A 25,884-nucleotide genomic window follows, 5' to 3' on the forward strand; every position below is an offset into this window, starting at 1 on the left:
CCTGACCGTGATTCGGTGGTCCGGTTGGTCGGGGCAGTGCTGGCTGAGCAGCATGAGGACTGGATGCAGCAGCGTCGGTACATGCCTCTGGCGATGCTGTCCTCGACGGCGGAGATGCTGGCGAAGGCCCGGGCAGCTGACGGCGTCGGCGTCGTTGTCGGTGACGGTCAGGAGGCTCTGGTGGCGTAAGGAATCCTGTTCCGTCAGCGGTCAGTTCATCGCTGAGTCAACCGCTGGCGGATACACCACTCAAAAGGACTTGACCACTTGAGCTGTACGCATTTGATGCCAAACTGCGTACGCACGTCATGAGATTTGCTCACTCAATTGAAGTTTGGTTGCGAGCTGCGCTCGCAAATACCATCGCCGAAGAACATGGGCCGATGGGGTACTTGGATAAGCGTATCTACGTAAGTGAGATAGGGTTCTACAAAGATCGTGACAAGTTGGACGAAATGCTGGGGCCGAGCTCGCCCGAGCAATTTGTTCAAGCATTCAGAGAAAAATACGAAGACAAGAGACCACCGATTTGGATGGCCACCGAGCTGATGAGCCTCGGACTTCTGTCAAAGTGGTACGAAAACCTCAAAGAGGATCGCCTCCGTAAAGCGATTTCGATGCAAGCTGGGCTACAGCCACCAGTATTGACCAGTTTTCTCAGGCTTTTCTCGGTGCTCCGAAATGGCGCAGCACACCATTCACGTATCTGGAATCGTCATACGTCTCTTCGAGTTGTGGAAGTTCGTAGCCCGCCAGAGCTGCTTAGAAACTCTTTAGACCAAGCGAACCCAGCCAAGATCCAATATGTACTTGCTATCGCCGCCTTCATCGTGCAAAAAGTAGACCCGACATCGGATAGCGTCACCAGTCTTCGAGATCATCTGCTTACGGCAAAAGACGAATGGTTGGCCGAGATGGATTTCCCAAAGGATTTCGAGCTCGATCCCCTTTGGAACCCAAAAGCCAGACCCTAACCTAACCCGCGCACCGCTGCCACCGTATCGACAACCGCACGCGCCGCCGCCGAAGCTTCCTCCTCGGTCGTCGACGGCGAAAACGTGAACCGCACCGCCGTGCGCGCCAGATCCTCCGGGATACCGATGGCCAGCAAGACAGGGGAGGCGTCCTCGGAATCCGCGTCGCAGGCAGAGCCCGACGAGCACATGATCCCGCGTTCCTCCAGCTCGAGCAGCACGGCCTCGCCGCCCACACCCTCGAACACGAAGGAGGCCGAACCGGGCACGCGCTCGGTCGGATGCCCCGTCAGCCGCGCGCCGGGAACACTATTTAATACAGTGTGTACAAATTTGTCGCGAAGCTGGGTTGTGCGCAGGTGATCGTCGTGAAGCGAAAGACGCAGCGCCGTGGCGAGCGCGACGGCACCTGCGACATTTTCGGTGCCGCTGCGCGCGCCGCGTTCCTGGCCGCCGCCGTGCAGGACTGGCTCGAGCGCGACGGGGCCGCGGACCCAGAGCACGCCGATGCCCTTCGGCGCGCCGAGCTTGTGGCCGGAGAGGCTGAGCGCGTCGATGCCGAGCTCGCGGACGTTGATATCCACCCAGCCGGCGGCCTGGACGGCGTCGGTGTGAAAGGGCACGTCGGAGGCGAGCTCGCGGATCGGCTGGATCGTGCCGATCTCGTTGTTCGCGAAATGGATGCTGACCAGCGTCGTATCCGGGCGCAGCACCGCCTCAAGCGCGGCTGGCGTGATGCGGCCGAACTCGTCGGGCTCGGCGAATGAGACCTCGAAGTCGTGGAATCGCACGAGGTAATCCACCGATTCCAGCACGGCGGCGTGCTCGAGGCGCGTGGTCACGATGTGTTTGCCGCGCGGATTCGCCAGCGCCATGCCCTTGATGGCGAGGTTGTCAGCCTCGGTGCCGCCGGAGGTAAAGATGATCTCCGACGCGCGCGCCCCCAGCGACTCCGCGACCGACTTCCGCGCCGCCTTGAGCCCCGCGGCGGCCTCCGCGCCGACCCGGTGGCGCGACGACGGGTTGCCGAATCCGCTGGTCAGGTACGGCCACATCGCCTCAATCGCTTCACGACGAGGCGCCGTCGTCGCCGCATTATCCAGGTAAATCATCTAGTGGAAATCCAGGCCCAGGTCGAGCGCGCGGACCGAGTGGGTGAGAGCGCCGACCGAAATTAGGTCCACACCCGTTGCCGCGACCTCGGGGATGGTTTCGAGGGTGATGCCGCCGCTGGCGTCAACGAGTGCACGGCCGTTGACGAGCGCGACACCTTCGCGCAGTTCTTCGATGCTGAAATTATCCAGCATGATGGTGTCCACACCCGCGGCGAGCACGGGTTCGATCTGGTCCATCCGGTCGACCTCGACCTCGATGTGGGTGGTGTGCGGGACGCGCTCGCGCATCGCTCTCAGCGCCGTGGTGATGTCGGCGCCCACGGCCGCGAGGTGGTTGTCCTTGACCAGGATGGCGTCGGAAAGTGAGGAGCGGTGGTTGTGTCCGCCGCCGTCGCGTACCGCCTGGCGCTCGAGTAAGCGCAGGCCGGGGGTGGTTTTGCGGGTATCGGCGATGCGGGTGCCGTTAGCCGCCGCGACGTAGCGCGCGGTCTGGGTGGCGATGCCGGACATGCGCTGCACGAAATTCAGCGCGATGCGCTCGGCGCGCAGGATGGAGCGCGCGGAACCCTCGATGGTGGCCAGGGACTGGCCCTTGTCGAAGGCCTCGCCGTCTGCGATGTGCAGCTCGACGGTGACGGTCGGGTCCACGAGCGCGAAGGTGGTGGTCAGCAGCTGTACGCCACTAAACGTGCCGAGTTCGCGGGCAGAGAGTTCTGCGCGCGCCTGGGCGTCGGCGGGTACGAGGGCTTCGGTGGTGATGTCTCCCCAGGGCGCGTCCTCGCTAAGAGCCGAGCCGACGAGGCGCTCGATGGTGCGGTGATCGATCATGTTCTTTCCTTACTTCTGAGCCTGCGAACTCGGCGCGACGGACAACATCCGCTCGAGGGCGACGGTGGCGGGTGCGGCGACGGAATCGTCGACAGTAATCTGGTTGATCACGCGGCCCTCAACCAGTTCCTCGAGCACCCACGCGAGGTAGCCGGGGTGAATACGATACATCGTCGAGCAGGGGCAAATCACCGGGTCGAGGCAGAAAATGGTGTGCTCCGGGTACTGCGCGGCGAGGCGCTGCACCAGGTTAATTTCGGTGCCGATAGCAAAGGTCGAGCCCGCGGGCGCGGCCTGGATCGCCTTGACAATGAAGTCGGTCGAACCGGCGGAATCTGCGGCGTCGACGACCTGCATCGGGCACTCGGGGTGCACAATCACGTGCACATCGGGGTGCTCGGCGCGCGCCTTCTCAATCTGCTCGACGGTAAAACGCTTGTGCACGGAGCAAAAACCGTGCCACAGCAGCACCTTGCCATTTTGCAGCTCAGCCTCGGTGTTGCCGCCGAGCGGTTTGCGAGGATTCCACATCGGCATCTGGTCCAGCGAAATGCCCATCGCCTTCGCCGTGTTGCGCCCCAGGTGCTGATCCGGGAAAAACAGCACCCGCTGCCCGCGCTCAAAAGCCCACTCAAGCACGGCAGATGCGTTCGACGAAGTGCAAACAATACCGCCATGCTTGCCGACGAAGCCCTTCAACGCAGCAGACGAATTCATGTAGGTTACCGGAATCACCGGCACGCGGCCCTGCTCGTCAGCCTCGGTGCCGTAGATCTCCTCGAGTTGCTCCCAGCATTCCTCGACGGATTCGAGATCCGCCATATCCGCCATGGAACAGCCAGCGGCCAGGTTTGGCAGGATCACGGACTGCTCGTCGGTGGAGAGGAGATCAGCGGTTTCGGCCATGAAGTGCACACCGCAGAACACGATGGCTTCGGCCTCGGGCTTCGACTTTGCGGCGCGTGCGAGCTGGAAGGAATCGCCGACGAAATCGGCGTGCTGGATTACCTCGTCGCGCTGGTAAAAGTGGCCCAGGATGACCACTTTGTCGCCGAGGGTTTCTTTTGCAGCCCGAATTCGTTCGTGGAGTTCCTCCTCGGATGCGTCTTGGTACTGCTTCGGTAGCACCTGTTGGCGCGGTGTGCTCAGTGGCAACGGATCCGAGAGAGACGCACCTGGGCCGTAGCTTTGTGGGGCGCTCGGGTCGTCGAGAAGCCAAGGCCCGTCCTTGAGCTCTGGGGAGCAGGAGGCAGCATCTTGCTGGAGCAGGTGGTCGACGGAAGCATCGGTGATGGTCATTTTCTAATCTTTCGTTTGTGGGTGCGTGGCGAAGCGATACAGCTTGGGTGGTCTGTGCGGGGTGCCGCTGACGACTTCGCCGGTGTCGATGAGATCCGGAGAGGTGGCCACGGATCTTCGGAAGTTGGCGGCATCGAGCTTGTGACCTAGCACCGCTTCGTGGACGCCGCGCAGCTGCGCGATGGTGAAGGTGTCGCCGAGGAAGCGGTGCGCGATATCGGCGTAGCCCATCTTCGTGCGCAGCCGCTCGAGCGCGTAGTCGACGATCTGGTTGTGGTCGAAGGCGAGTCCGGGCAGGTGGTCAGCGGGGAACCACTGGACGTTTTCTTCCGGCTCGGCGCGCTCAACCTCGCTGGCGCGCACGAGCGCCCAATAGACCACCGAGACGACGCGGCCGGTGGGCGAGCGGTCGACGCCGCCGAAAGTGTAGAGCTGCTCGAGGTAACTGGGGCGCAGACCGGTGGTCTCGCCGAGTGTGCGGGCTGCGGCGGCCTCGAGCTCCTCGTTTGCGGGGAGCCAGCCGCCGGGCAGTGCCCACTGACCCAGCTGCGGCTCGCGGGTGCGCAGGACAAAAGGAGTCCAGAGCGATGGCATCCCGGCATCATCCTGGCGCAGCGAAAAGATCACCGTAGATACAGCCACTTTCACGTCCGCCCCCTTAAGGTCAGTTCGACTTTATGTTGTGGGTCACCTTACAGTCATGATGACTCAAAGGAAAGGGGCGGGGGTAAAGCGCCTGACTTGGAGGGTCAAAATTGGGCGAGCAATTTTCGAAGATTGTTCGAAAGGATGAGGGCCGGTGTCGCGCACAGAAATTATCGTGCAGCTAAACACAGCAAGTTTGTGAGTCGAGAAAGGCTTAAGAAGTGAATAAGAAGTTGGCCGGGTTAGTGGGTGCTTTCGCTTTGGCGATGGGGTTGAGTGCATGTGGAGCAAATGAAGAGACTGGACAGCAGGTCGCGGCCCCGTCCACGACAGCTACTTCACCGCAGGCGCCGGAAAAGATCTATAGCGTTGGCGACAAAATTCCGATTACATGCTTTTCACATCTTCCGTGCGATGGGGACCTCAAGATCACATCGATGGTGATGAGCGACGAGTGTAAGCAAGGATATGACGATTATGGCTTTGGTGTACCAGAGCTGGAAGAAGGCCAAACCTATCTTCAGATTGAGGGAGAATTTGAGTTAAGGACCGGTGAGAACGGGTGGACGATGTTAGAGGATCCCAGCATCATTGACGGAGAGGGGTTCACTCAACTTCCTAGTTCCGCTGTTTATTGCCGTGAAGAGGCTGACTATGAAATGTGGAGCACGACCCTCGATGTTGGACAAAAGTCAAGGAACTACGGTGCTTGGATCGTGCCAGAAGACGCAACCCACATGCTCATCCATGATGTGAAGATTGAGCTTCCGGAAAATGACGAAGCAACTGAGCTGGCGGTTGAAAATGTGACGTCGAGCACCTTCGTTGAGGAGGCTTTAGAGGAAGCGACTTTTCCAAGCCCGGCATCCGAAACTGCAACGGAAGTAAAAACAACTTTTGAGGCTTGTTGGGAGCTGGAAGCGGCGCTGATGTCTGATGGTTCGATTATTTACGATCCGGTGAATTGCAGTTCTGAAAAGCTAGCAGAGCTTTATGGGGGCGCAACGACTACAGAGGTGCGCGAGCCGTCCCCCTGGGTGCAGGGACAGATTGACTGGACGGAATGCCTCGAGCAAGGCAATAGCGAAGATCAGTGCAGAGAAATCCTGAACTAGAAAACGCGGCCGAGATTCCTTACTTGAGGAACTCAAGCGAATCTAAGGGCGGCCTCTGTCTGCTTGCAATGTAAGACTACTATGGCGCCATGCTTGCGATGCTTATGGGAGTGGGAATCGGTGCCTTGATGCCGATTCAGACCTCGGTGAACAATCGACTGCGGATGTCGGTTGGTGCGCCGCTGATGGCGTCGTTTATTTCGTTTTTGGTGGGCACGATCGCACTGGTCGCCGCGTCCTGGGTGACCACCGGCCGACCTGTGCCGGACTTTTCGCTGACGGCCGGCGAGCCCTGGTGGATTTTCACCGGTGGCGCGCTCGGCGTGGTGGTGCTGACCGGCAATATCCTGCTGTTTCCTCGGGTCGGCAGCGTGCAGACGGTGATTTTGCCGCTCAGTGGCCAGATCTTTATGGGCCTAGCGATCGACTCGTTCGGACTTTTCGGGGCGCCTCATATTCCGCTGACGTGGGTGCGATTCTTCGGTGCCGTGGCGGTGCTGCTCGGTGCGTTTGCGGCGGTGGGGGTGTTCGGTCGTCGTGAAGCTGCGGGTGGTGGCGAACGGGGGGCTTCGGTGTGGCTGTGGCGCGCGTTCGGCCTGGTCATGGGCGCGTGCGCGGCGACGCAGGTCTCGGTCAACGGACGGCTGGGCACCGTGCTGGGATCGCCGGTGCAGGCGGCCTTGGTTTCGTTCGCGGTGGGTACGTCGGTGCTGTTTCTGCTGCTTCTGCTCACACGCACCCCGTGGCGCGGCCTAGGCGGCGCGGGTGAGAAAAACCCCTGGTGGATGTGGATGGGTGGCGTGCTCGGGGCGACCGTTATCTTTGGCACGGCGTTTTTGGGGCCAATCGTCGGCACGGGCATGACTGTGGTGCTGATGCTGTTGGGCATGATGGTCTCGAGCCTGCTCATTGACCAGTTGGGGCTGTTCGGCGGTGCCAAGCGCAGGGTTACACCAATCCAGATCATCGGCATCCTGGTCATTGTTGCGGGCGTGGCGATGATCCGGCTGGTGTAGGCGCTGGAAACGAAGTTTTACCCTGGCAGCTTTACGCAGCTGGCAGGGTCTTGGTGTACAGGATGTTTCCCAGCGTGGTGATGATGCGGACGGTGAATTCCTTAGTTTCGGCGTTAATGTCCACCTCGCCGAAATGCTGAATCTCGGAGAGCGGGGATTCGCTGACGTAGCTCGGGCCGTGGACGAAATCTACGCGTGGGCCAAAGGTGGGATCCATCTCGTTCGGGCCAAAGCCGCCTGCGTTGAGTGGGCCTGCGACGAACTCCCAAAACGGCGAGAAGTCCTGGAACGCTGCGCGGTCAGGGTGGTATTCGTGTGCGGCGGCGTAGTGCACGTCGCCGGTGAGCCACACAATATTGTCCACGTTCTTGATCGCAGAGAGCACCGCAGCGAGTTCGACCTCGCGGCCGACAGGTGCGCCCGGAGTGCCGGAGGAGACACCTTCCTGGAAATCACCGTCGGGAATGATGATGCCCAGTGGCAGGTCGTTGGCGATGACCTTCCACACGGCGGTCGAATTTTTCACTCCATTGATTAACCACTCGCGCTGCTGATCTCCGAGGATCCAGCCGCCCTCGGTGGTGCCAGCGTGGTGCTTGTCGTTGGCGTCCTTATAGGTACGCATGTCCAGGACGAAAACATCGAGCAATGGGCCGTAGGAAATCTTGCGGTAGATGCGGCCATCCACGGCGAGATCGTTGTCGATTGGCTGCCACTCCTGAAATGCCTGGTGGGACCGAGCGGAGAGTACGTTGACATCGCGTTCGGTGTAGCGCTCGTCGTCTAGTATTTCTCCTGGATACCAGTTATTCGTTGTTTCGTGGTCGTCCCACTGCACGATCTGCGGGACCTGCGCGTTGAAAGCGCGATAGTTATCGTCGAGCAGGTTATAGGCGTACTGCCCGCGGAATTCGTCGAGAGTTTCTGCGACCTTGGATTTCGCTTCGCTAGTGATGTTGTGCCAGATCTGTCCGTCGGGAAGCGTGACTGATTTCTCGATGGGGTTGTCGGCGTAGACCACGTCGCCAGAGTGGAGGAAGAAGTGCGGATGGCGGGCAGCCATGGCGGAGAAGCCGATCATGCCGCCGATCTCTGGGTTGATGCCAAAGCCCTGTCCCGCTACGTCGGCCGACCAGTGGAAGCGAATGTCCTGCGCCTGAGTCGGAGCGGTGCGGAAGACACCAACAATTGATTCCGATGTCCGGCCCGTTGCCGCGTCCTCGAGGTGCACGCGGTAGTGCACGTCCTGACCTGGTTCCAGACCGGTGAGGCGGACGGAGCCAGTTCCGTCGGTCTCAGGGGTAAGGAGTTGATGCGAGCGGAATTCTCGCGCGTTACGGAAATTGTCGGTCGCGGACGTTGTCACGACCATGCGCGACGGCCGGTCGCCGCGGGTCCAAATGAGGCCGCCGTCGGTGCGCATATCGCCGGAAGCGATACCGTGGGTGATTTTCGGACGATCGGGGAGAAGTCCGCCGAAACTCGATCCGGAGGAAGAACTAGAAGAAGAGGAAAGCGCGTTGGCGGAGGAAGGGATCGCGAGGCCAGCTACGGTGAGGCCAGCTGCGGTGATGAAGGAACGACGGGACAATGCCATGAAAGTTCTCCTACGTGGAATCGGGTTGGCTGCGCAAAACGGCAGTCATTACCGGACCGTAGGTGATATGAATGGCAATCAGTTGAATATGGTGTGAATTTTTAACCCGGGAAGCTCGGATCTGTAATTTTCCGCAAGTCTTCTAACGTGGCACGCAGCTGGTCCATCCGCTTTTTGCCAAGATGTGCGACCCACTCCTGCTCAATCACGCGCTCTTTTTCCCGCGCCAGTGGCAAGATTTTCTCGCGCGTGTACTCGCTCAGTATCACCAGCCGACTTCGACCGTCTGCAGGATCGGGGGCGCGATGCACGAAGCCTGACTTTTCTAGCCTATCGACGAGTGCCGTCGCCGTTTGCCGCGTGATCTGGGCGTAGTCGGCGAGGTCTCCGATGCGGGTGCCGTGCTCGTCGATACGCGCGAGGAGTCTGCCCTGCGCCGGTGAGATGTCGTGGCCGGCTTCCATTACAACGTCCATGATGCGCGCTTCGGCGCTGCGATGGGAGATGAACATGAGTAGCGCGGTGGAAATTGTCATGCGTTCTCCTCAGGTTGCGGCCATTGTTTTAGTTCGATATTCGAAGTAATATAGTTCGTATATCGAAATATTTTACCAGGTTTCTCCCTGAATTGATTAGAGCAGGATTAGTTCCTCAACGTTCTTCAATCACCAGCGCAGGCGCGCTGTATTAATTCAAGGAGTCATCATGAAAACAACCTACCAAGTTCTGGCCTATCTCATTAGCGCCCTCGTTATGGTGCAGGCAGGCTCCCACGCATGGTCCTCCGCCGGAGCCGTGAAATTCATCCAAGAAGGCGGAACTCTCGATATGACCGGCGCTAGTGGCATCCAATTCCCCGAGATTTATGGCATTGTGATTCACAGTATGAACGGCATGTACGTCATCCCCGTGGTTGCACTGGTCTTCCTTATTGTTGGCTTTTACACCCAGACCAAATACGGGCTCGTATTGGCAATCGCAACGGCCGTCCTCGTGGGTATCCAGGTGACGCTGGGCATCACTGCCGCAGGTCTCCCGTTCCTCGCGCTGCTTCACGGGATGAACGCTCTCCTGATCTTCGCGGTTGCTCTCGTCGCCGCGATCTACATGCGGAGAGTGGGACGAAAGACCGACCTTTACCAGCACCCTGAGAATGTCGATCGGCAGCCAGCTGCGATGACCTGACATGAACACCACCCCAGCTCGCGGCCCTAAGATCGTCCGGCGGATCGTCGTTACGGTGCTGATCTTGGGGCTCGCCGGTCTCGGCCTCTACTGGTTCCTCAGTCTCGCGCCGGGTGCCTATTCGCTCGCGCCGAGTGGCGGATACGGACATGGGCACGGCAGTGTGGCCAGTCCGTCGACAGACATCGCATCGCTTATCGACGACCCCGCCCGCCCCGCCGATGTTCAGCTGCGCATCGAGGCGCAGCTCAATCCCTCGGGTGGCTTCATGCTCAACGGCGCGTCGCCTGGTCCGGAGATTCGGGCAGTGAAGGGTGACATGGTTGAAGTAGATTTTCACAACGTGGATATCGCCGAGGGCACCACGCTGCACTGGCATGGGATTGATGTGCCGGCGGCGATGGATGGAGTCGCTGGGGTGACTCAGGACGCGGTGAAACCGGGGGAGTCGTTTACTTACCGGTTCATCGTGGATGATCCGGGAACCTACTGGTATCACTCCCACCAAGTCTCGCACCGGCAGGTGATTGGTGGCCTGTTCGGCGTGATCATCGTTGACCCTGAGGGCGGCCTAGCTGAGCAGGAGGTCACTTTGCCGCTGCATACCTACCCCGGTGAATCCCGCACTATCGCCGGGTGGGGCACCGGGAGGGGTGCTGAGCAGCGAGTTCAAGCCGAGCCCGGGAGTGTGTGGCGGGTAAGGGTGATCAACACCGACAATCCATCCGCATTCGTGTGGACGGAATCAGCGAGGCTTGTGGCCATTGACGGCCATGATCTCAACGAGCCTGCTTTGTTTCGCGACAAGAAGATTCGGCTAGGTGCGGGCGCGCGGGCAGATTTGGAAGTTACCGTCCCCGAGTCAGGCGCTGCTCGAGTTCAGGCGCCGGGAGTCTCTTTGATCCTCGGCGATGGCGATCCCGCGATGCTTCCCGCACCTGCGCAGGAACTCGACCTCTTGAGCTACGGCGCCCCAGCCGACGTGGGTTTCGATGTGAGCCAGGCCGATCAACACTTCAACTACGTGATCAATCGCCGCCCGGGATTCCTCAATGGCAAGCCTGGGTACTGGTGGACCGTTAACGGCCGCATCGGTCACGCCGTTCCACCATTTATGGTAAAAGAAGGCGAGCTCATCGCGATGGAGATTCGGAACAAGTCCGCCGACGTACATCCGATGCATCTGCATGGGCACCACTTCCTCGTGGTTTCCCGCGACGGGGTGCGGTCGACCGGTACGCCCTGGTGGACGGACTCACTTGATATCTTGTCAGGGGAGACCTACGAGGTCGTGTTTCCCGCCGACAATCCCGGCATTTGGATGAACCATTGCCACAACCTGCCGCACGCCGTCGACGGGCTGATGACGCACCTTTCCTACGAGGGCATCACCACCGACTTCATGCTTGGCCGAAAATCCGGCAACGAACCGGAGTGATTTAACCGATCTGAGCTTTGGTGGTGCAATCGATTTTTGCGTACGGTCGGCCCTGATCATCGACGGAGTTCATCGCATAGTTGCCACCGTATGCTCGGCAGCCGGTGTATTTATCCGCAGCAGGCGCGGCGGGAGCTGGGTCTGGAGCTAGCGCAGGTGCTGGCACCGGCTGTTTTAATGCTTCGAGGGAGGGTTCTTCCTCTAGGATATTGGGCTCCAATTCTGCAACTGCTCGTCGTAAAGCTTCTTCTTCGCGCTCTGCCTCAACTTCGGCCCTGCGATCGTCCTCGTTTTCGATCGCGCGCGTGAGACGGTTGGCCTCGCGCTCGGCGCGGGTCTCCTCGTCATCGATGAGCTCCTTGAACCGAGTGCCGTATGCCTCTGTTTGGAACTCGGACTGGCTAATCTGCGTTGCTTTCAGCGTGGCCAAGGCAAGCACGGCCTCGTCGACAGCACTGGAATGCTCCCGGGCACGGGTGTAGTCGGCGGCGACAGCGAGGTTGGAGGCCTGGAAATCCTCGGCAGCATTGATCGCCGCCTGAGCCTGTTCGAAGCTGTCCGTGAATTCAGAATCATCGACCATGCACTCCGGCCCGAGCGCGAAAATACCGGCGGTACGCGCCTCGGCCTCTGCCTCTGCAGCGGAAACCTTTGGATAAAACTTGTGATTCGGTGCGATATCTACGGCAACGCCTAGTCCCTCGCGCGCGACCTCCGCGTTCACTAAGGAATCTTCCTTATACACGCCAGCGAGAGTGCGTCCGTACTTATCCGTGCGTTCGACGTCGTACTCAAGAGTTACCTCAGTGCCCACCCCGAGCAGATCCGCGAGATAGTCGCGCGCCTCTTGCGCTAGACACTCAGACGGCTTGCCGTCGCGGCCAATTTCCGGCGTATCCACATTCAACAGTCGGATGCGAGTTGTCTCACCGTTCTGTCGGACATCGATGGTGTCGCCATCGATGATCTTCTCGACGACGATCGGATCGTCCGACACCGCGTTAACAAGTGCGCCGCCGCCGACAACAACGGCAGCACCAATGGCGAGAGTGCGCCAAATACCCATGTGAAGTTCTCCCAAAAAACATGCCGGGCAGTCGGCGCGGCAGCTGACAAGACCCTGTCAGTTTAGTGTGAGCTCCAGCGGGTTAGTTGATGGGGTGATCAGTCGGCTACGCCACCCGCATCGCCCCACCCTGGGCGACCGGGTTGTCGTTGAGCAGTGGCTCCCCGCCGAACGCCGGTACGTGGTAGATCTGGCCATCAATCCGGTCGAGGTGGCCGTACATTGGCTTGTCGCGGTCGTCGTCGTTGCGCCCGTTATGGAAACTGCAACACGTGGCTAAATTCTCAATGTTCGTAGTCCCGCCGTTCTTCCACGCTACATTATGGTTGACCTGGCAGTACTCTGCGCCGACCCCGCAGCCGTACGCGGCACACACCGGATTCTCCAGTTTGCACATCGTGCGCTGCTTCGGGCTGGGGAAGCGGCTCGTGCCATACAAGTTGACGGGGCCGGCGACCGGATCGACCAGCATGACTAGGCCGTTCTCGGCGAGTTTCGCCTTAACGAAGTCTTTGCCCGTCATCCGTGTGCCGTTGGTCAGCGACAGGACCACGTCGTCGCCGTCTCCTTCGATGATCTTTGTGGCGTCGCCAAGCGAGATAATCACCGCTGGGGTAATCGCCGACTCGCCGCCAGCGACCCCGCCATTCAGTAGATTCAGCGCCACGAGCGCCGGATGCTCGTCCCCGGAATTGGCATTGAGCGCATCCAACGTCGCCTGAATCTGGTGGCTCGGACCCACGATGGTCAACCGGGAATAGGTTGATCCGGAGATCGCGGTCGCACCTAGCGAGGGCTTGTTCACCGGCTTCTCTTTGCCGTTGTACTTGCGTAACAGCCCCCTGCCGAGGGCCTGCAACGTGCGGATATTAGCGATCTCCGCGCACATTTCTGCCCGGAACTTCCACACCAACTTGGCGCGCTTGATCTTCTTGGCAAGCTTCTCGATCACCGCCAGCGTGTGCATCGTGTGTTGGTTCTTGCGAGCTGCTTCGACGCATTCCGCTTGACGACGAGTTGCCTGAGTCGGCCCAAAGTACACCAGTGACAGATCGTGGATCTGTTTAGCCATCTGCGTATCCATGCCAACTTGGCACAGATCGATAGTTTTCATCCCTACGGCGTCGGCCAGGATCGCCATGGCATCTTGCCACGCGTTGGCGAATTTCTTGAGTGCTGTCATGGCACTGACACTAGGGCCGAAAAGAATAAGCGCAGAACATGGCGTTTTCGCCTGTGGATAACCTACCTCATGGGTACCGGTTTTCCACAGAAAACGGGCACAACGTGGTCGTCGTGAAGCGAAAAAGTCTGTGGGGGATTAGTTTGAAGTCTCAGCCATGATCCAGTCGTAATGAATTCGGAGGATTTGTTCCGTGTTTTTAGTCAACTTCTTAAAGCCGAGTTCCGCGAGAGTCAGGCGCATCAACTCTTCTTGGTCGCGGGCGCCAGATCCGTGAAAGACTTCCCGCATGAGCTCCCGCAGTTCCTCGTGTGGAATTTCGGAGATGCTCCGTGGGCCCTTATCCCGCAAGACTACGGAGGGTTCTCCCGGCAGATAAAACGTGCGGTCCTTGTAACCCAGTCGCTTTCCATCGTTGAGTTCGTGGATGGACTTATCGTTGATAAGTCGGCTGAGCGCTTGGTTCAATGGGGACGAGACAGATTTTGTGACCCGCACGAACCCGGAAGCCCGAACATATCGGGTGTGTATGAGCTCGCCGATCATGGGGCCCTCTACCTGTAAAATTTGTAGAATTCCCTGCTCGATTTGGAAGGGTGAAGCTTCCGCGACCGGAACCGTCGTTCCTGAAAACTCCACATATTCAGACACAATCGATGCACTCTTCGTCGAAGACAAGTTGGCCAGAGACAATGTGGAGTCGCTGAAATCCCGCTGGTTGGTGATTAACGGCTTCGGAGGAGGCGTTGGCGCTGGTGCGAATACTGGAGCTACTTCGACCGGTGGGGGAGAAAGTTCAGCTGCATCTTCAGGCTCGATGTCGTTCTCGTGGAAGGCGATCGTCGGGGAATCCGCGTAGAATTCCTCAATGACCTCGATGTTTTGGGTTTCAGACGCGTTAGTCGAACTCGTGCTGAAGGGCTGGATACCCAACGAATCTAGAGCTGTGAACACACGATTAATTTCAAAGTCCTGGTTTAAGTAGAAATCAGACTCAAAAATCCTGACAAAATTCCACCCCAGACGTTCCAAGTCCCGCTGTCGAGCTTGGTCGCTTCGAGCGTTTTGATCGCCGTGCCAGTGGTCACCGTCGCATTCGACTGCGAGTCGACCTTCCGTGCCTTGTACGACGAGATCAATCTTGTATCCAAACGCATCGAACTGCGGAATGACTTGATAGCCACGGGTGACAATCATGTTGTACACGCGTTGCTCAAAGAGAGAATCGAAGGGTTCGACGGGCTCATCGTTTGAGACGAGGTTTGACGACGAAGCCTCCGGAGCGCTTTCCGCGACACTATATGCGTATTGCAACAGGTTAGCTCGAAGGTCCAACTCAGAATTGAGATCTTCGAGCCCGGCCGAATGAAAAAGCCACACTTGATCCTTGGCGCGGCTGACTGCAACATTGAGCAACTGCTCATGGCGCGCCGTGCTCTGGGGATGAATCCTTTCACCTGGAGTGCTTGGCTGGACCATCGACAGGAAAATAACATCTCGTTCAGCACCCTGGAAATCCTCGGCGCCGCCGACTTTCAGATCGCGGTCTTCCCAAATCGCTGGTTCTAGCTCATTAAGCAAACGCGCCTGGATGTATTTGGCTTGGCCGGAAGTATTGAGAAGTGAGATCACTCCCAGAGTTTTGCCATCGTATGCAGGATCTTGGAAAACTTTAGCGATACGTTCCACCAAAGCCTGAGCTTCAACCTCATTGACTCGCTTGGTCTTCGTCCCCGAGTAGAAAGCGTTGGGAGTTCGGGTGATCTTGAATGGCGCCAATCTGCCAGGTTTGATTTCTCGGACTGGCCGAAGTTCGATATTTTCTGGGCGGTAGACCAGTTGGTTGGAGAACTCGATGATTTCGGGCACCGATCGTCGGTGCTCATCGAGGACGATCCGGCCGCCGTACCACATGTTGGCAGCATCGAAGAGGGACAACTTAGGGTCGGTCCACGAGTCGATCTTGTCAAAGTCGCTGAGGAACTGACTTGCCAGGCTATTGAGCGCCTCGAGATCAGTACCAACGGCGGCAGGGGAGACCTGTTTATCGTCGCCAATCACGACGATGCGTGGAGCAAGGTACTGGAGGAACACGGAGTCGACGCCTGCCTGCGAAGCTTCGTCGACAATGACAACGTCAAACATGTTTTCTTCCAACTGGAACTGTTCAACCACTTTATAGATCGGCATGATCCACACCGGAACAGCGCTGCGCGAACTTTCCAAGTGCTTTCGAATATCCCGGCGTCGTCGCTCGGCATACTTGCCCGTACCCTTGCCCAAGCGTTTGACGGCTTGAGAGTAGGCCACCAGGTTAGAGCTCATCGCACGATCGATACGAGAAGGGTCGACAGCCTTCGACCAGGCGCGATGGGAAGCGAGAGTGGAAAGCCCCCGACTGATTTTCTGATCAATCGCAGCGATCTGATTGTGGAGGCTAGCTACGTCGTCCGAATTGCGGCTTTCTAGCTCAGTAGACAGTAGCGCCCATTGCCGTGCCGCTTCAAGGTTACGGAGTTGATGGCGTTGCTCGTTATTCAACGGGGCAGAAAACGCCCGACTGCTCAGATCCTTCGACCAGCCAGCAACACGCTGGCCCAAAGTAATTCGATGGCGAGCCCGAGGTGCAACACCGGATTGGTCCTGTCCTTGAGAGTAGGCAGTCTCGTACATCTCTGGGTCCAGTGAAGATACGGCCTCTACCAGTTCAAATACCCAAGGAAGCTGGCGGTATTCTTCTTTGAATACGTCGGCAGAGTCCAAACTTGCGTGAAGTTTATTGGTCAGAGTGGTTGCTTTGTCTAACGCCGTTGAAGCCGCCTCCAATTGTTGAGGTTGGCTGATCACTTCGTCGAGACGCTCAAGGTCAACCTTGATGCCGACTGATCTGAGCTGTTCAGTATCGGATGAGATGCGCTCGTAGAGCTCGATGGTCTCGCGAAGGGAGTTCACTGATCCCTGGAAAATTTCGAACTGCGACATCGGCGAGGAGATGTCGGCTGCGGATGCATGCGTCCATTCCCTCTGAAACCTCTCGGCCGACCACACGAAGTTGACGTAGCCAAGGTAGCCAGCGATCTGCTCGGCTGTGGTGGGAGGCATTCCGTCCACGCGAACTTTTTCAAGGAAATCCTGTGATTCCTTCACCACTCGGGGAGTAAACAGCCCAATCTTCGTCGTGCCATCGCTCTTCGTTTTGATCTCGCCGCCAGACTGAACATGCTCCAGCAACGCCTGCGCGCTCGGGACGAAGGAATCCACGGCACCATCGACCGAAATCTTTCTCAGTCCCGCCAGACCCTGCACGATAGAACCAAGTTCGGCCAACTGGTTTTCCAGTGCAGTCAGCGTGCGCCGCCACGGTGAAAGCTGGTGCTGTGATGCGTCCGCGCGCAGTTCGCTCATCCACGGATCAGTCCTGTTCGAAGCAGTGTGATTCACACTCACAAGCTCGCGGGCGGTTTCTTGCACAGCCGCCTTCTTTTCGTCCCCAAGCATTCTCCATTTGTCGAGAGTGGCCTCGTCGACAAGTGAAGCGTGCTCTTCGTACTTTTTCCGCGCAGAAGCGAGCAGCTCGGTCTGCGCGCGGAATTCCGTGGGGGTGGGAACGAGCGAAAGATCAAACTGGTCGGAAAACTGCAGTTCGGGCGCGGTGCGGAGTTGGTCGTCGTCGAGAAGTTCGATCCATTCTTCGATTTCGTCCTGGGTCAGCGGGAAAGGCTGCTGCAAGTCCGCGATAGTGAGGTCCTTGATCCAACGGTGCGTCGATTCGCCCTTTTGCCAGGCTTCGACGGCCTGCGCCATCGTCAGTGACTGCCCGCCATACTCAAAATGCTGGTGCTCCGAATCCATTCGATCCGTCCACCGACGCATGAGATCTGTCCGCTGTTCTTGTAAACGTTTTAGCGCAAGCTCGTTGTTGCGAATCTCTTTTTGCGCCTGATCAGGGTTAAAGTTTTGGGAGCGGCGGTTAATGGTCTCAACGGCAACCTTGAGGTCAGCAAGGTCGTCTTGGTTGGAACTAATCATCGAAACGGCCAGCTCACGGATATCTTCGGGCAGTTTGCCACGCAGCTCGTACAAGGCACGGTCGGCTTCCGCGGTAACAAGCACGCGCATTCCTTGCGCGAGTAAGTGCGATACGAGCGCCGCCGCCATGTGGGTCTTGCCAGTTCCAGGGGGTCCTTGCACGATCGTTTGCGCATGCGAATCCACGCGCTGCAGCACGTCCCGTTGCTTTCTATTCAGCGGGAGAGGAGTGAAAATTTCCCCGTCGACATCAAGCACCGCACCCGGCTCGGAGCTTGGCGGAACCGGATTCTCAGCATTGGGGTCCAAGAGTGTGACTAGTCCTGGCGGGACATGTCCGGATTCCAGAATGTCGTCCGCGATTTTCGCAAACGCAGTTGATAGCCCAGCGCGCTGGCGAGGGCGCATCACAATCGTCGGCTCCCAAGACAGGGTTGGCGTGGTCGTCGGATGCGTATGTTGCCAGCGCGGGTCATAGACGGCGTTGGTGCTGAGTCCATTGACCGTAATACTGCCGAGCTCAGAAAACGACTCTTCGGATAGGAGCGCTCCGTCGAAATCCTCAAGGGCACGTTCTACATCGTTGAGAAAACTAGCGTCGGCTAGCTTCTGTGACAAAACTGCATCAAATTCTGGATGGAGGCTTCCGTCGCCGATCCGGAAATAAATGTTGCCCGATTGCTTCTCAAGTTCGCTTTCAATGACGATGCTGAAAACATGCTTGTCGATCGTGTCTGAATTGGGAATCTGCCAGCCGAGATTGCCAAGCCCTAGAACAAGCTCAAACTCGTCGTTCTTTTGGGAAGCGCTCATGTGGATATCAAAGGCCTTCTGATAAAGCTCCTGATATTTCGCTGACAGAGCCCACAGGTCCCACTGCTCGAGCCACCGGTTGAGACGGTCCAGTTCAGCCACGGACAGGTCTTCCTTGTTTTCCCGTGATTGCAGAACAACGGGCCGCTTGTGCGGATTGTCTTGCGCACCCGAAAGCCACTCGGCTAGCTGGGCATCAAGCTCGGGGAAATCGATCTGGTCTGGACGCTCGAAGGAAGCAATGAGGTCGGCATCGGAGCCATTGCTTTGCGACGATTCCAGCTCTTCGTGCTCGGGATACAGCGCTAGGCGCAGGTCACTGCCAAACCTCACGCCACCAAGTTGGGCGGCCTCGGAGGTGAGATCTTCGAGGCGGAGAACTGCACCGCCGTTCTTGGCGTACTCCCCGGTGGAAAAGTAAGTCTTCTCTTTCGAGCGTTGCCGCTCGGAGAGGTACTTGAATAGCCGAGAGGCTTTGTCAGAAATGGAAGCCATAGGGACAATCTCCGTGGAATCAACCGGGTGCACTGGGAAGACGCGTATGAAAGCGTCTCAATGAGTGTAATGCTTGATCCAAAAACCAATGAGTTTAGGTAGCATTACAAAACTGGCGCGAGGCCTTAAATTCACGCGTTCGTCGTAAAGCGGGTCGTTTTAAAGCACAAAAATGCCCCCGCGTGGAAGCGGGGGCAAAACTGCAATCTTTAGAGCGGGATGTTGCCGTGCTTGCGCGCCGGGCGCGTCACGTTCTTGTCCTTGTACAGGCGCAGGTTGCGGGCGATGACGCCGCGGGTCTCGGAAGGCAGGATGACCGAGTCGATCAGGCCACGCTCAGCCGCGAGGTATGGGTTGAGCATGAAGTCCTCGTACTCGCGCTCGAAGCTCTTCGCCAGTTCGTCGACGTCGAGGTCCTTCTCGCGTGCCTCTGCGAGCTCCTTGCGGTAGATGAAGCCGACGGCTCCGGCAGCGCCCATCACGGCGATCTGCGCGGTTGGCCACGCGAGGTTCACGTCGGCACCGAGGCCCTTGGAACCCATCACGCAGTATGCGCCGCCGTAAGCCTTGCGCATGGTGACGGTGATCTTCGGAACGGTTGCCTCACCGTAGGCGTAGAGCAGCTTCGCGCCGCGGCGCAGGATGCCGCCGTACTCCTGGCCAGCGCCAGGCAGGAAGCCCGGGACGTCGACGAGCATGACGATCGGCACGTTGAACGCGTCGCAGGTGCGGATGAAGCGCGCGGCCTTCTCGGAAGCGTCGATGTCCAGGCAGCCAGCGTAGACGTTGGGCTGGTTGGCCACGAAGCCGACGGACTGGCCTTCGATGCGTCCAAAAGCGATAACAACGTTCTCGGCGCGCTGCTCCATGATCTCGAGGTACTCGCCGTCGTCGGTAAGCTTCTCAATCACTTCGCGCACGTCGTATGGCTGGGTTGGGGAGTCCGGGATGATGCCGTCGAGCGCGAGGTCGTCGGCGGTCATGTTTTCCTCAACGCTGCCCTCGTCCTTGGAGTGCTCCTCGGTTGGCGCGAAGGTGCGGTTGTTGGAAGGTAGGAAGGAGACTAGGTCGGAGACGTAGTCGAGCGCGTCTTCGTCGTTCTTTGCCACGTAGTGGCAGTTGCCGGCGGTGGTCATGTGCGTCATTGCGCCGCCGAGCTCTTCCTGGGTGATTTCCTCGCCGGTGACGGTCTTGATCACGTCTGGGCCGGTGACGAACATCTTGGAGGTCTTGTCCACCATGATGACGAAGTCGGTCAGCGCAGGGGAGTACGCGTTGCCGCCAGCGGAAGCACCCATGATTACGGAGATCTGCGGGACAACACCGGAGGCGTTGATGTTCTGGTAGAAGGTCTGCGCGATCAGGTCCAGCGACACAGCGCCGTCCTGGATACGTGCGCCGGCACCTTCGTAAAGGCCGATCAGGGGGCGGCCAGTGGTCACGGCGAGCTCCATGATCTTGATCATCTTTTCGCCGTACACCTCGCCGAGTGCGCCGCCGAAGACGGTGCCGTCCTGGGAGAAGATGCAGACTTCGCGGCCGTCGATGGTGCCCCAGCCGGTGACGATGCCGTCGGTGACAGGACGCTTCGCCTGCATGCCGAAGTCGTGGGTGCGGTGGCGCGCGAGCTGGTCGGTTTCCACGAAGGAGCCTTCGTCGAGCAGGTAGTCGAGGCGTTCGCGGGCGGTGAGCTTGCCCTTCTCGTGTACCTTTTCGATCGCCTTCTCGCCCATCGGCTGGGCAGCCTCGGCGCGGCGCTTCTTCAGGTCAGCGATTTTACCGGCAGTGGTCTGGTTGTCGGCGATGTTCTCGAGATCCGTGAAACTTGAGGAAACTGTCATGTTTTGGAAGTGTAGACAACCAAACTGCGATAATCCACCATTGAATCGCCGTGACGTATATCACTCTTAGTATTGTTGCAGGTCAAAAATAGTTTCTAGTTACGAATTAATTCGACACGCGTGACACACGTTACGTTTTGGAAGCGGTAACCTGGCTAAATGACCTTAATTGATATCGACGCAGTCCGCGCCCGCGTTACCGAATGGTGGCCCACCGTCACCTACATCGACTCCGTCGGCTCCACCAACACCGCGCAACTCTCGAGCGGCACGCCGGGCAGCGCGCTCATCGCCGGCGAGCAGACCGCGGGCAAGGGCCGCCTGGGTCGCGCATGGCAGTCACCGAAAGGCACACAGTTATCACTGTCAGTGCTTATCGACGACCCCCTGGCCGCCGACATCGGTCTCATCCCGCTGACGGTCGGTGTCGCGGTCACCGACGTGATCCCGGAAGCCCGCCTGAAGTGGCCCAATGACGTGCTCTTAAACGGCAAGAAGCTCGCCGGGATCCTGTCCGAGGCAGACTTTTCGGGCGACGCACCGCGCGTGGTGGTCGGCATTGGCCTCAACGTGGCCCTTACGGCAGAGCAGCTTCCCGTCGAGCACGCCACGTCGCTCAAGCTAGCCGGCATTGACTTCGACTGGACGGATCTCGCCGCTGACCTGTTGGCGGCGATGGGCAGACGCCTAGCGCAGTGGCGCGCCGGCGACCCCGCGCTGCTTAAGGACTACCGCGCAGTCTGTTCGAGCATCGGCCAAGAAGTGAAGCTGATGACTCCGGCGGGCGACATCTTCGGCACTGTCGACGGTGTCAACGACCACGGTGAAATCGTCGTTAATAGCGTGGCGTATTCGGCCGGGGACGTAACCCACTTGCGCCCGCGGTAGACTTCATTCCTATGGCACGGTTTAAATTGGGCAGGGGAGAGTACGTGCGCGCCGACATGTGCGCGCCGCTGAGCTCCATGACCTTTCCGTTCCTTGAATTGGTCCTGATCACGGGCATTTGCTGGATCGTCATCGGATTCATGGACCAGCCCGGATCCGTGATCGACGTGCAGATCCGCAACCTCGTCGTCGCATTATGGGCCCTGCTCGCCGCGTGGCGGTTTGTCCTACCGCTGCTGAAATCCCGCAAGCAGCGCTTCGTGGTGACGAACAAGCGGGTGCTCGCGCGCTCTGGGGAGCTGCGCAACCGCGTGGATTCGATTCCGCTGAGCCAGATTCACTCCGCGCGCCGTTACAAGGGCGGCATCTCGCTGGCGGTCTACGGATTTGACCGGCCGATTTACTTCGCTAACGTGGGCAAATCGAAAAAGGTCGAGCAGATTCTGCGCACCCGCCCGCGCGAAATTTACTAGCTCTTCACCTCGGTCGAGTGGATCTGTGAATCCAGATCCTCCGGCGCCAGATTGCCGCGCGCGAATTCCTTCGACAGCGGCAACCGCAGGTCCAGATTCGTGCCCGGACAGAGCTCGATCGTGGCCTCGCGCACGGTGTAATCCAACACGTGGCCGCCGGTGGAACGCGCGTCGTCGATAAAATGCACATGACAGCCCGGCACGCCGATACCTTTCTCATAAATCGGGGTGCGGAAACCGCCAATGATGCCGCTGACATCCGTGAAATGCAGCTCGGCATCATCGCCCACCGCCTCGGTCATCGGCCGGTAGGGCTTTTCCTGTTTCGTCACGGTCCGGGTGACCACCTCGTCGAAAAGCCCGATAATGCGCACGGCGTACATGTAGTTCGCGCTGGGCTCCATCTCGTCGATAAATGCGGACAGTTCGCTGCGCCGCATTCCCTTCGGTGCGGCCGCCGTGATCCGCGGGACGAAGTTCGTGGCCACGGCGAACGGGCTGCGATCGTCGAGGTCCGCGACGCTGGCGGTGCCGTCGCCGCGCAGCCGGTAACACACGCCGTCGATGATGATCATTTCGCCGTCGAGCGCGTCGAAGGTGCCGAGGCCGAAGTTGCCGTTGCCGAGGATTTCGCCGATGGTCATCTCGCCGTCGTAAATCCCGTCAAGCAGGCCCGACATGAGTGAATTTTGGAAGATTGTGTGCCGCACGATGCCCTTCATACTTTCAATCCTACGGCTGTATGATTGAACACCATGACTAATCCTGAATCCGCTTCTCCCACCGTTGCCGTCATCGGCGACGGCCAACTCGCCCGCATGATGCAGACCGAAGCCATCGAACTGGGTATTCACCTGCGACTTTTGGCCGGAGCCAAGGATTCTTCGGCGGCCCAGGTCATCCCTGACGTCGAGCTTGGCGATTACACCAACCTCGACGACCTGCACCGCACCGTCGCGGGCGCCGATGCCGTCACCTTCGACCACGAGCATGTTCCCACGGAGCACCTTCGCACGCTTATCGACGAGGGCCTCAACGTTCAGCCCGGCCCCGAGGCGCTAGTCAACGCCCAAGACAAGCTGGTCATGCGCAAAAAGCTGCGCGAAATTGGCGCGCCCATCCCGGCCTTCTTCGGCATCGAATCGGCCGAGCAGGCGGGCGAATTTTGGGATGCCGTCTCCGGCGAGGTTTGCCTGAAGGCCACGCGCGGCGGCTACGACGGACACGGCGTGTGGTTCCCGGACAGCAAGGCGGAACTACAGGAGCTCGTCGTGAAGCTTCTCGACGAAGGCGTGCCTCTCATGGCCGAGCGCAAAGTAGCCTTTAGCCGCGAACTTTCGGCGATGGTCGCGCGCAACGCTTCCGGCGAGGTGCGGGCGTGGCCGGTCGTGGAATCGGTGCAGAAGAACGGCATCTGCGTCGAGGCGATCGCGCCGGCGCCGGATTTGAGCGAGAATCTCGCCGATTACTGCCAGGACTTGGCTAAGCGCATCGCTTCCGAGCTGGGTGTCACCGGTGTGCTGGCGGTGGAGCTGTTTGAGCATCTCGACGAGGCGGGTCAGCCTGCCGTGAGCGTCAACGAGCTGGCTATGCGCCCGCACAACACCGGCCACTGGACGCAAGACGGCTGCGTGACCAGTCAGTTCGAGCAGCACCTGCGCGCCGTGCTGGATTGGCCGCTCGGCTCGACGGACCAGAGCGCGCCGACGACCGTGATGGCAAACGTGCTGGGCGCCGACACCGACCCGGACATGCCGATGCATGAGCGCGTGCGTGCGGTGATGGAGCGCTACCCGCAGGTCAAGGTGCACCTCTATGGCAAGACGTGGCGCGCCGGGCGCAAGATCGGACACGTGAACGTGACCGGTCAGGACCCGACCGAGACCTGCAATATCGCGCGCGCCGCCGCGCACTATTTGGTCACCGCGACCTGGGTGTAATGCGCCTGGACGGGATTGGCGTGGCAGAATAAAGCCCATGCAACCGTTAGTAGGACTAATCATGGGCTCCGATTCCGACTGGGACACCGTCGAGCCGGCAGCAGAAGTACTCGCCGAGTTCGGCATCCCCTTCGAAGTGGGTGTGCTCAGCGCGCACCGCACCCCTGAGCGGATGCTGTCGTACGCTAAGGGCGCGCGCGACAAGGGCCTGAAGGTCATCATCGCGTGTGCCGGAGGGGCTGCACACTTGCCGGGCATGGTTGCGGCGGCGACTCCGCTGCCAGTGATTGGCATCCCGCGCGCGCTCAAGGACCTCGACGGCATGGATTCGCTGCTGTCCATCGTGCAGATGCCCGCCGGTGTGCCTGTGGCAACCGTGTCTATCGGCGGCGCAAAGAACGCTGGTTTGCTGGCGGCCCGCATGCTCGGCACTGGCGATGACCGCATCATGCAGCGCATGGCCGACTACCAGGCCAACCTCGCAGCCGAAGTGGAAAAGAAGGACGAAGCGCTCAAGCAGCGCCTCATGGGTGAATAACCTGTGGATCCCATCGTGGTGCTGGGCGCGAAAACCAGAGACGGGCTGCCAGTGCGAATTCTGGTGGAACGTCTCAAAGTAGCGCGACGCCTCTATATACAGACGGGTCCGCGCCCCATCATTGTTTCGGGCAAAGATGAGGCCGGGGTGATGGCGGAGTGGTTGGTCCGCAATGGCATCCCGCGCGAGGACATTGTCGAGGAAAACGCGGCGACCTCCACGAACGAGAACTTGGAGAACTCGCGCGCACTCGCGCCTGACGCCGAGCATCTCGACGTGGTCACGAACAACTTCCACGCCGCGCGCACAAAAGTGTGGGCCTGGCACCTGGGAATTCCCATCTCGGTGACCAAGGCCCCCACTCCGTGCAGCGACAAGCCCGCCAACTACTTGCGCGAGCTCGGAGCGCTACCGCACTCGATCGCGCGCGTGATTTGGCGCAAGCTCAGGCACGCGATGAAAAGCGGCAGGGATTAATACATTGCGTGCTGGCCACCGTCGATAGGAATGACGGTGCCGTTAATGAACTTGGCATCGTCGGAAAGCAGGAAAGCGACGAGTGCGCCGACCTCTTCCGGACGTCCAAAGCGCTGCGTTGGGTTGACAGAAACGAACTGTTTGCCCGCTTCTTCCCAATTGTCGCCACCCATTTGTTTCAGGGAGTTTTCCACCATCGCAGTCATGATCGCACCTGGTGCAATCGCGTTGATGGAAATGTTCTGCGTTCCGTACTCACGAGCGGAGTTTCGGGTGAGTCCGATGACACCGTGCTTCGATGCAGCATAACCGGACTGGTTGCCCACGCCTCGAATGCCACCGACGGAAGCAGCATTAACAATCTGGCCGCCACCTTGCTTGACCATTTGCTTGAGAACTTCAGCCATACCGAAGAAAACGCCGTTGAGGTTCACGCCGAGGACGCGAGCGAATTCATCGGACCCAAACTCATGGGTCAGGTTTTGGGTCCCCTCGATGCCTGCGTTGTTGAAAAATCCGTCAATGCGTCCGAAAACTTCGACTGCCTTAGCAACGTAGGCTTTTACTTCGTCCTCGTGTGCGACGTTGGCTGTTAATACCTCGACCTTAACGCCTGGGTTTTCTTCCTCAAGCTGAGACTTGGCTTGCTGGAGAGCGTCCTCGTTGAGGTCGACCAAAAAGAGGTTAGCGCCTTCTTGGGCAACACGTTCTGCGGTTGCCAGTCCGAGGCCGGACGCACCTCCCGTGATGACTACTGACTTGTTTGCGAATCGTTTGGTGAGGTCAATTGACATTGTTTTCCTTCATTTTCAAGTGTTTGCAGTACAAAACCCATCGTACGGATTCAATTGATTGCCATTGGCGAAAGTAACGAACCTCCCACTCAACCGGATGTATTAAACAGACACCATTTTCCCAACCTTTACTCA

At 59.1% G+C, this 25,884-nt stretch carries 22 protein-coding genes and 1 pseudogene; 11 read left to right on the forward strand and 12 right to left on the reverse strand.

All coding sequences use genetic code 11. The features are described 5' to 3' along the window. A pseudogene (locus A37O_RS16040) lies at nucleotides 1-189 on the forward strand (IS256 family transposase); the annotation flags it as partial. A gap of 83 nt (nucleotides 190-272) precedes the next feature. Beyond that, nucleotides 273-974 carry an Abi family protein gene (locus A37O_RS0103430; RefSeq protein ID WP_281167710.1) on the forward strand — a complete coding sequence of 234 codons (702 nt, stop codon included), beginning with the start codon at nucleotides 273-275 and terminating at the stop codon, nucleotides 972-974. Here A37O_RS0103430 and A37O_RS0103435 read toward each other — a convergent pair. The 4 genes from A37O_RS0103435 to A37O_RS0103450 are packed head-to-tail and all read right to left on the reverse strand — an operon-like array spanning nucleotide 971 to nucleotide 4,810. After that, nucleotides 971-2,086 carry a cysteine desulfurase family protein gene (locus A37O_RS0103435; protein ID WP_018296098.1) on the reverse strand — a complete coding sequence of 372 codons (1,116 nt, stop codon included), beginning with the start codon at nucleotides 2,084-2,086 and terminating at the stop codon, nucleotides 971-973. The genes A37O_RS0103430 and A37O_RS0103435 overlap by 4 nt on opposite strands. Beyond that, nucleotides 2,087-2,917: a carboxylating nicotinate-nucleotide diphosphorylase gene (gene nadC / locus A37O_RS0103440; protein ID WP_018296099.1), complete on the reverse strand. Its 831-nt coding sequence runs from the start codon at nucleotides 2,915-2,917 to the stop codon at nucleotides 2,087-2,089. Nucleotides 2,918-2,926: 9 nt separating this feature from the next. Beyond that, on the reverse strand, nucleotides 2,927-4,216 hold the full coding sequence (gene nadA / locus A37O_RS0103445) for a quinolinate synthase NadA (protein ID WP_018296100.1): 1,290 nt from the start codon (nucleotides 4,214-4,216) through the stop codon (nucleotides 2,927-2,929). Nucleotides 4,217-4,219: 3 nt separating this feature from the next. Then, nucleotides 4,220-4,810 carry an NrtR DNA-binding winged helix domain-containing protein gene (locus A37O_RS0103450; protein WP_083912578.1) on the reverse strand — a complete coding sequence of 197 codons (591 nt, stop codon included), beginning with the start codon at nucleotides 4,808-4,810 and terminating at the stop codon, nucleotides 4,220-4,222. Between the two features lie 272 nt (nucleotides 4,811-5,082). Between A37O_RS0103450 and A37O_RS0103455 the strand changes: the two genes are divergently transcribed. Together A37O_RS0103455 and A37O_RS0103460 are read left to right on the forward strand one after the other, a co-directional pair. Next, a complete protein-coding gene (locus A37O_RS0103455; RefSeq protein ID WP_018296102.1) occupies nucleotides 5,083-5,976 on the forward strand; it encodes a hypothetical protein in 894 nt (297 codons plus the stop codon). 89 nt (nucleotides 5,977-6,065) lie between these two features. Next, nucleotides 6,066-6,992 carry a DMT family transporter gene (locus tag A37O_RS0103460; RefSeq protein ID WP_018296103.1) on the forward strand — a complete coding sequence of 309 codons (927 nt, stop codon included), beginning with the start codon at nucleotides 6,066-6,068 and terminating at the stop codon, nucleotides 6,990-6,992. Between the two features lie 31 nt (nucleotides 6,993-7,023). On the opposite strand, the gene A37O_RS0103465 is transcribed toward A37O_RS0103460, so the two are convergent. Next, nucleotides 7,024-8,589 carry an alkaline phosphatase D family protein gene (locus A37O_RS0103465; protein WP_018296104.1) on the reverse strand — a complete coding sequence of 522 codons (1,566 nt, stop codon included), beginning with the start codon at nucleotides 8,587-8,589 and terminating at the stop codon, nucleotides 7,024-7,026. A 101-nt stretch (nucleotides 8,590-8,690) separates the two neighbouring features. Continuing rightward, on the reverse strand, nucleotides 8,691-9,125 hold the full coding sequence (locus tag A37O_RS0103470) for a MarR family winged helix-turn-helix transcriptional regulator (protein ID WP_018296106.1): 435 nt from the start codon (nucleotides 9,123-9,125) through the stop codon (nucleotides 8,691-8,693). Nucleotides 9,126-9,294: 169 nt separating this feature from the next. On the opposite strand from A37O_RS0103470, the gene A37O_RS14560 reads away from it, so the two are divergent. Both A37O_RS14560 and A37O_RS0103480 read left to right on the forward strand, forming a co-directional pair. After that, nucleotides 9,295-9,774, forward strand: coding sequence for a hypothetical protein (locus A37O_RS14560; RefSeq protein WP_018296107.1), 480 nt, complete (start codon nucleotides 9,295-9,297; stop codon nucleotides 9,772-9,774). A gap of 1 nt (nucleotide 9,775) precedes the next feature. Further along, nucleotides 9,776-11,212, forward strand: a complete 1,437-nt coding sequence (locus A37O_RS0103480; RefSeq protein WP_018296108.1) for a multicopper oxidase family protein — start codon at nucleotides 9,776-9,778, stop codon at nucleotides 11,210-11,212. 1 nt (nucleotide 11,213) lies between these two features. Here the strand turns inward: A37O_RS0103480 and A37O_RS0103485 are convergent, their stop codons facing one another. The 4 genes from A37O_RS0103485 to A37O_RS0103500 form a co-directional block, all read right to left on the reverse strand. Continuing rightward, complete coding sequence (locus A37O_RS0103485) at nucleotides 11,214-12,278, reverse strand: thermonuclease family protein (protein ID WP_018296109.1); 1,065 nt, start codon at nucleotides 12,276-12,278, stop codon at nucleotides 11,214-11,216. Nucleotides 12,279-12,384: 106 nt separating this feature from the next. Beyond that, nucleotides 12,385-13,461, reverse strand: coding sequence for an HNH endonuclease signature motif containing protein (locus A37O_RS15785; RefSeq protein WP_018296110.1), 1,077 nt, complete (start codon nucleotides 13,459-13,461; stop codon nucleotides 12,385-12,387). Between the two features lie 138 nt (nucleotides 13,462-13,599). Next, on the reverse strand, nucleotides 13,600-18,798 hold the full coding sequence (locus A37O_RS0103495) for an AAA domain-containing protein (RefSeq protein WP_018296111.1): 5,199 nt from the start codon (nucleotides 18,796-18,798) through the stop codon (nucleotides 13,600-13,602). 209 nt (nucleotides 18,799-19,007) lie between these two features. Further along, nucleotides 19,008-20,639, reverse strand: a complete 1,632-nt coding sequence (locus A37O_RS0103500) for an acyl-CoA carboxylase subunit beta (protein WP_018296112.1) — start codon at nucleotides 20,637-20,639, stop codon at nucleotides 19,008-19,010. 159 nt (nucleotides 20,640-20,798) lie between these two features. Here A37O_RS0103500 and A37O_RS0103505 point away from each other — a divergent pair, with 159 nt between their 5' ends. Both A37O_RS0103505 and A37O_RS0103510 read left to right on the forward strand, forming a co-directional pair. Then, the gene (locus A37O_RS0103505) at nucleotides 20,799-21,527 is read left to right on the forward strand and encodes a biotin--[acetyl-CoA-carboxylase] ligase (RefSeq protein ID WP_018296113.1); all 729 of its coding nucleotides are present in this window, start codon (nucleotides 20,799-20,801) and stop codon (nucleotides 21,525-21,527) included. Nucleotides 21,528-21,538: 11 nt separating this feature from the next. Next, nucleotides 21,539-22,000, forward strand: coding sequence for a YdbT family protein (locus A37O_RS0103510; RefSeq protein WP_026196098.1), 462 nt, complete (start codon nucleotides 21,539-21,541; stop codon nucleotides 21,998-22,000). On the opposite strand, the gene budA is transcribed toward A37O_RS0103510, so the two are convergent. Further along, complete coding sequence (budA, locus tag A37O_RS0103515) at nucleotides 21,997-22,722, reverse strand: acetolactate decarboxylase (protein ID WP_018296115.1); 726 nt, start codon at nucleotides 22,720-22,722, stop codon at nucleotides 21,997-21,999. The two genes, A37O_RS0103510 and budA, sit on opposite strands and share 4 nt — an antisense overlap. 33 nt (nucleotides 22,723-22,755) lie before the next feature. On the opposite strand from budA, the gene A37O_RS0103520 reads away from it, so the two are divergent. From A37O_RS0103520 to A37O_RS0103530, 3 genes are read left to right on the forward strand one after another with little or no spacing between them, the layout of a single operon-like run. Then, nucleotides 22,756-23,940, forward strand: a complete 1,185-nt coding sequence (locus tag A37O_RS0103520) for a 5-(carboxyamino)imidazole ribonucleotide synthase (protein ID WP_018296116.1) — start codon at nucleotides 22,756-22,758, stop codon at nucleotides 23,938-23,940. Nucleotides 23,941-23,977: 37 nt separating this feature from the next. Continuing rightward, nucleotides 23,978-24,478 (forward strand): 5-(carboxyamino)imidazole ribonucleotide mutase, encoded by a 501-nt coding sequence (gene purE / locus A37O_RS0103525; protein ID WP_026196099.1) that lies wholly within the window; start codon nucleotides 23,978-23,980, stop codon nucleotides 24,476-24,478. A gap of 3 nt (nucleotides 24,479-24,481) precedes the next feature. Beyond that, nucleotides 24,482-24,955: a YdcF family protein gene (locus tag A37O_RS0103530; protein WP_018296118.1), complete on the forward strand. Its 474-nt coding sequence runs from the start codon at nucleotides 24,482-24,484 to the stop codon at nucleotides 24,953-24,955. Here the strand turns inward: A37O_RS0103530 and A37O_RS0103535 are convergent. Continuing rightward, on the reverse strand, nucleotides 24,952-25,749 hold the full coding sequence (locus A37O_RS0103535; protein WP_018296119.1) for a glucose 1-dehydrogenase: 798 nt from the start codon (nucleotides 25,747-25,749) through the stop codon (nucleotides 24,952-24,954). The genes A37O_RS0103530 and A37O_RS0103535 overlap by 4 nt on opposite strands. Nucleotides 25,750-25,884: the final 135 nt, after the last annotated feature.

It is taken from the genome of Corynebacterium lubricantis DSM 45231, assembly GCF_000379425.1.
Classification (GTDB): Bacteria; Actinomycetota; Actinomycetes; order Mycobacteriales; family Mycobacteriaceae; genus Corynebacterium; species Corynebacterium lubricantis.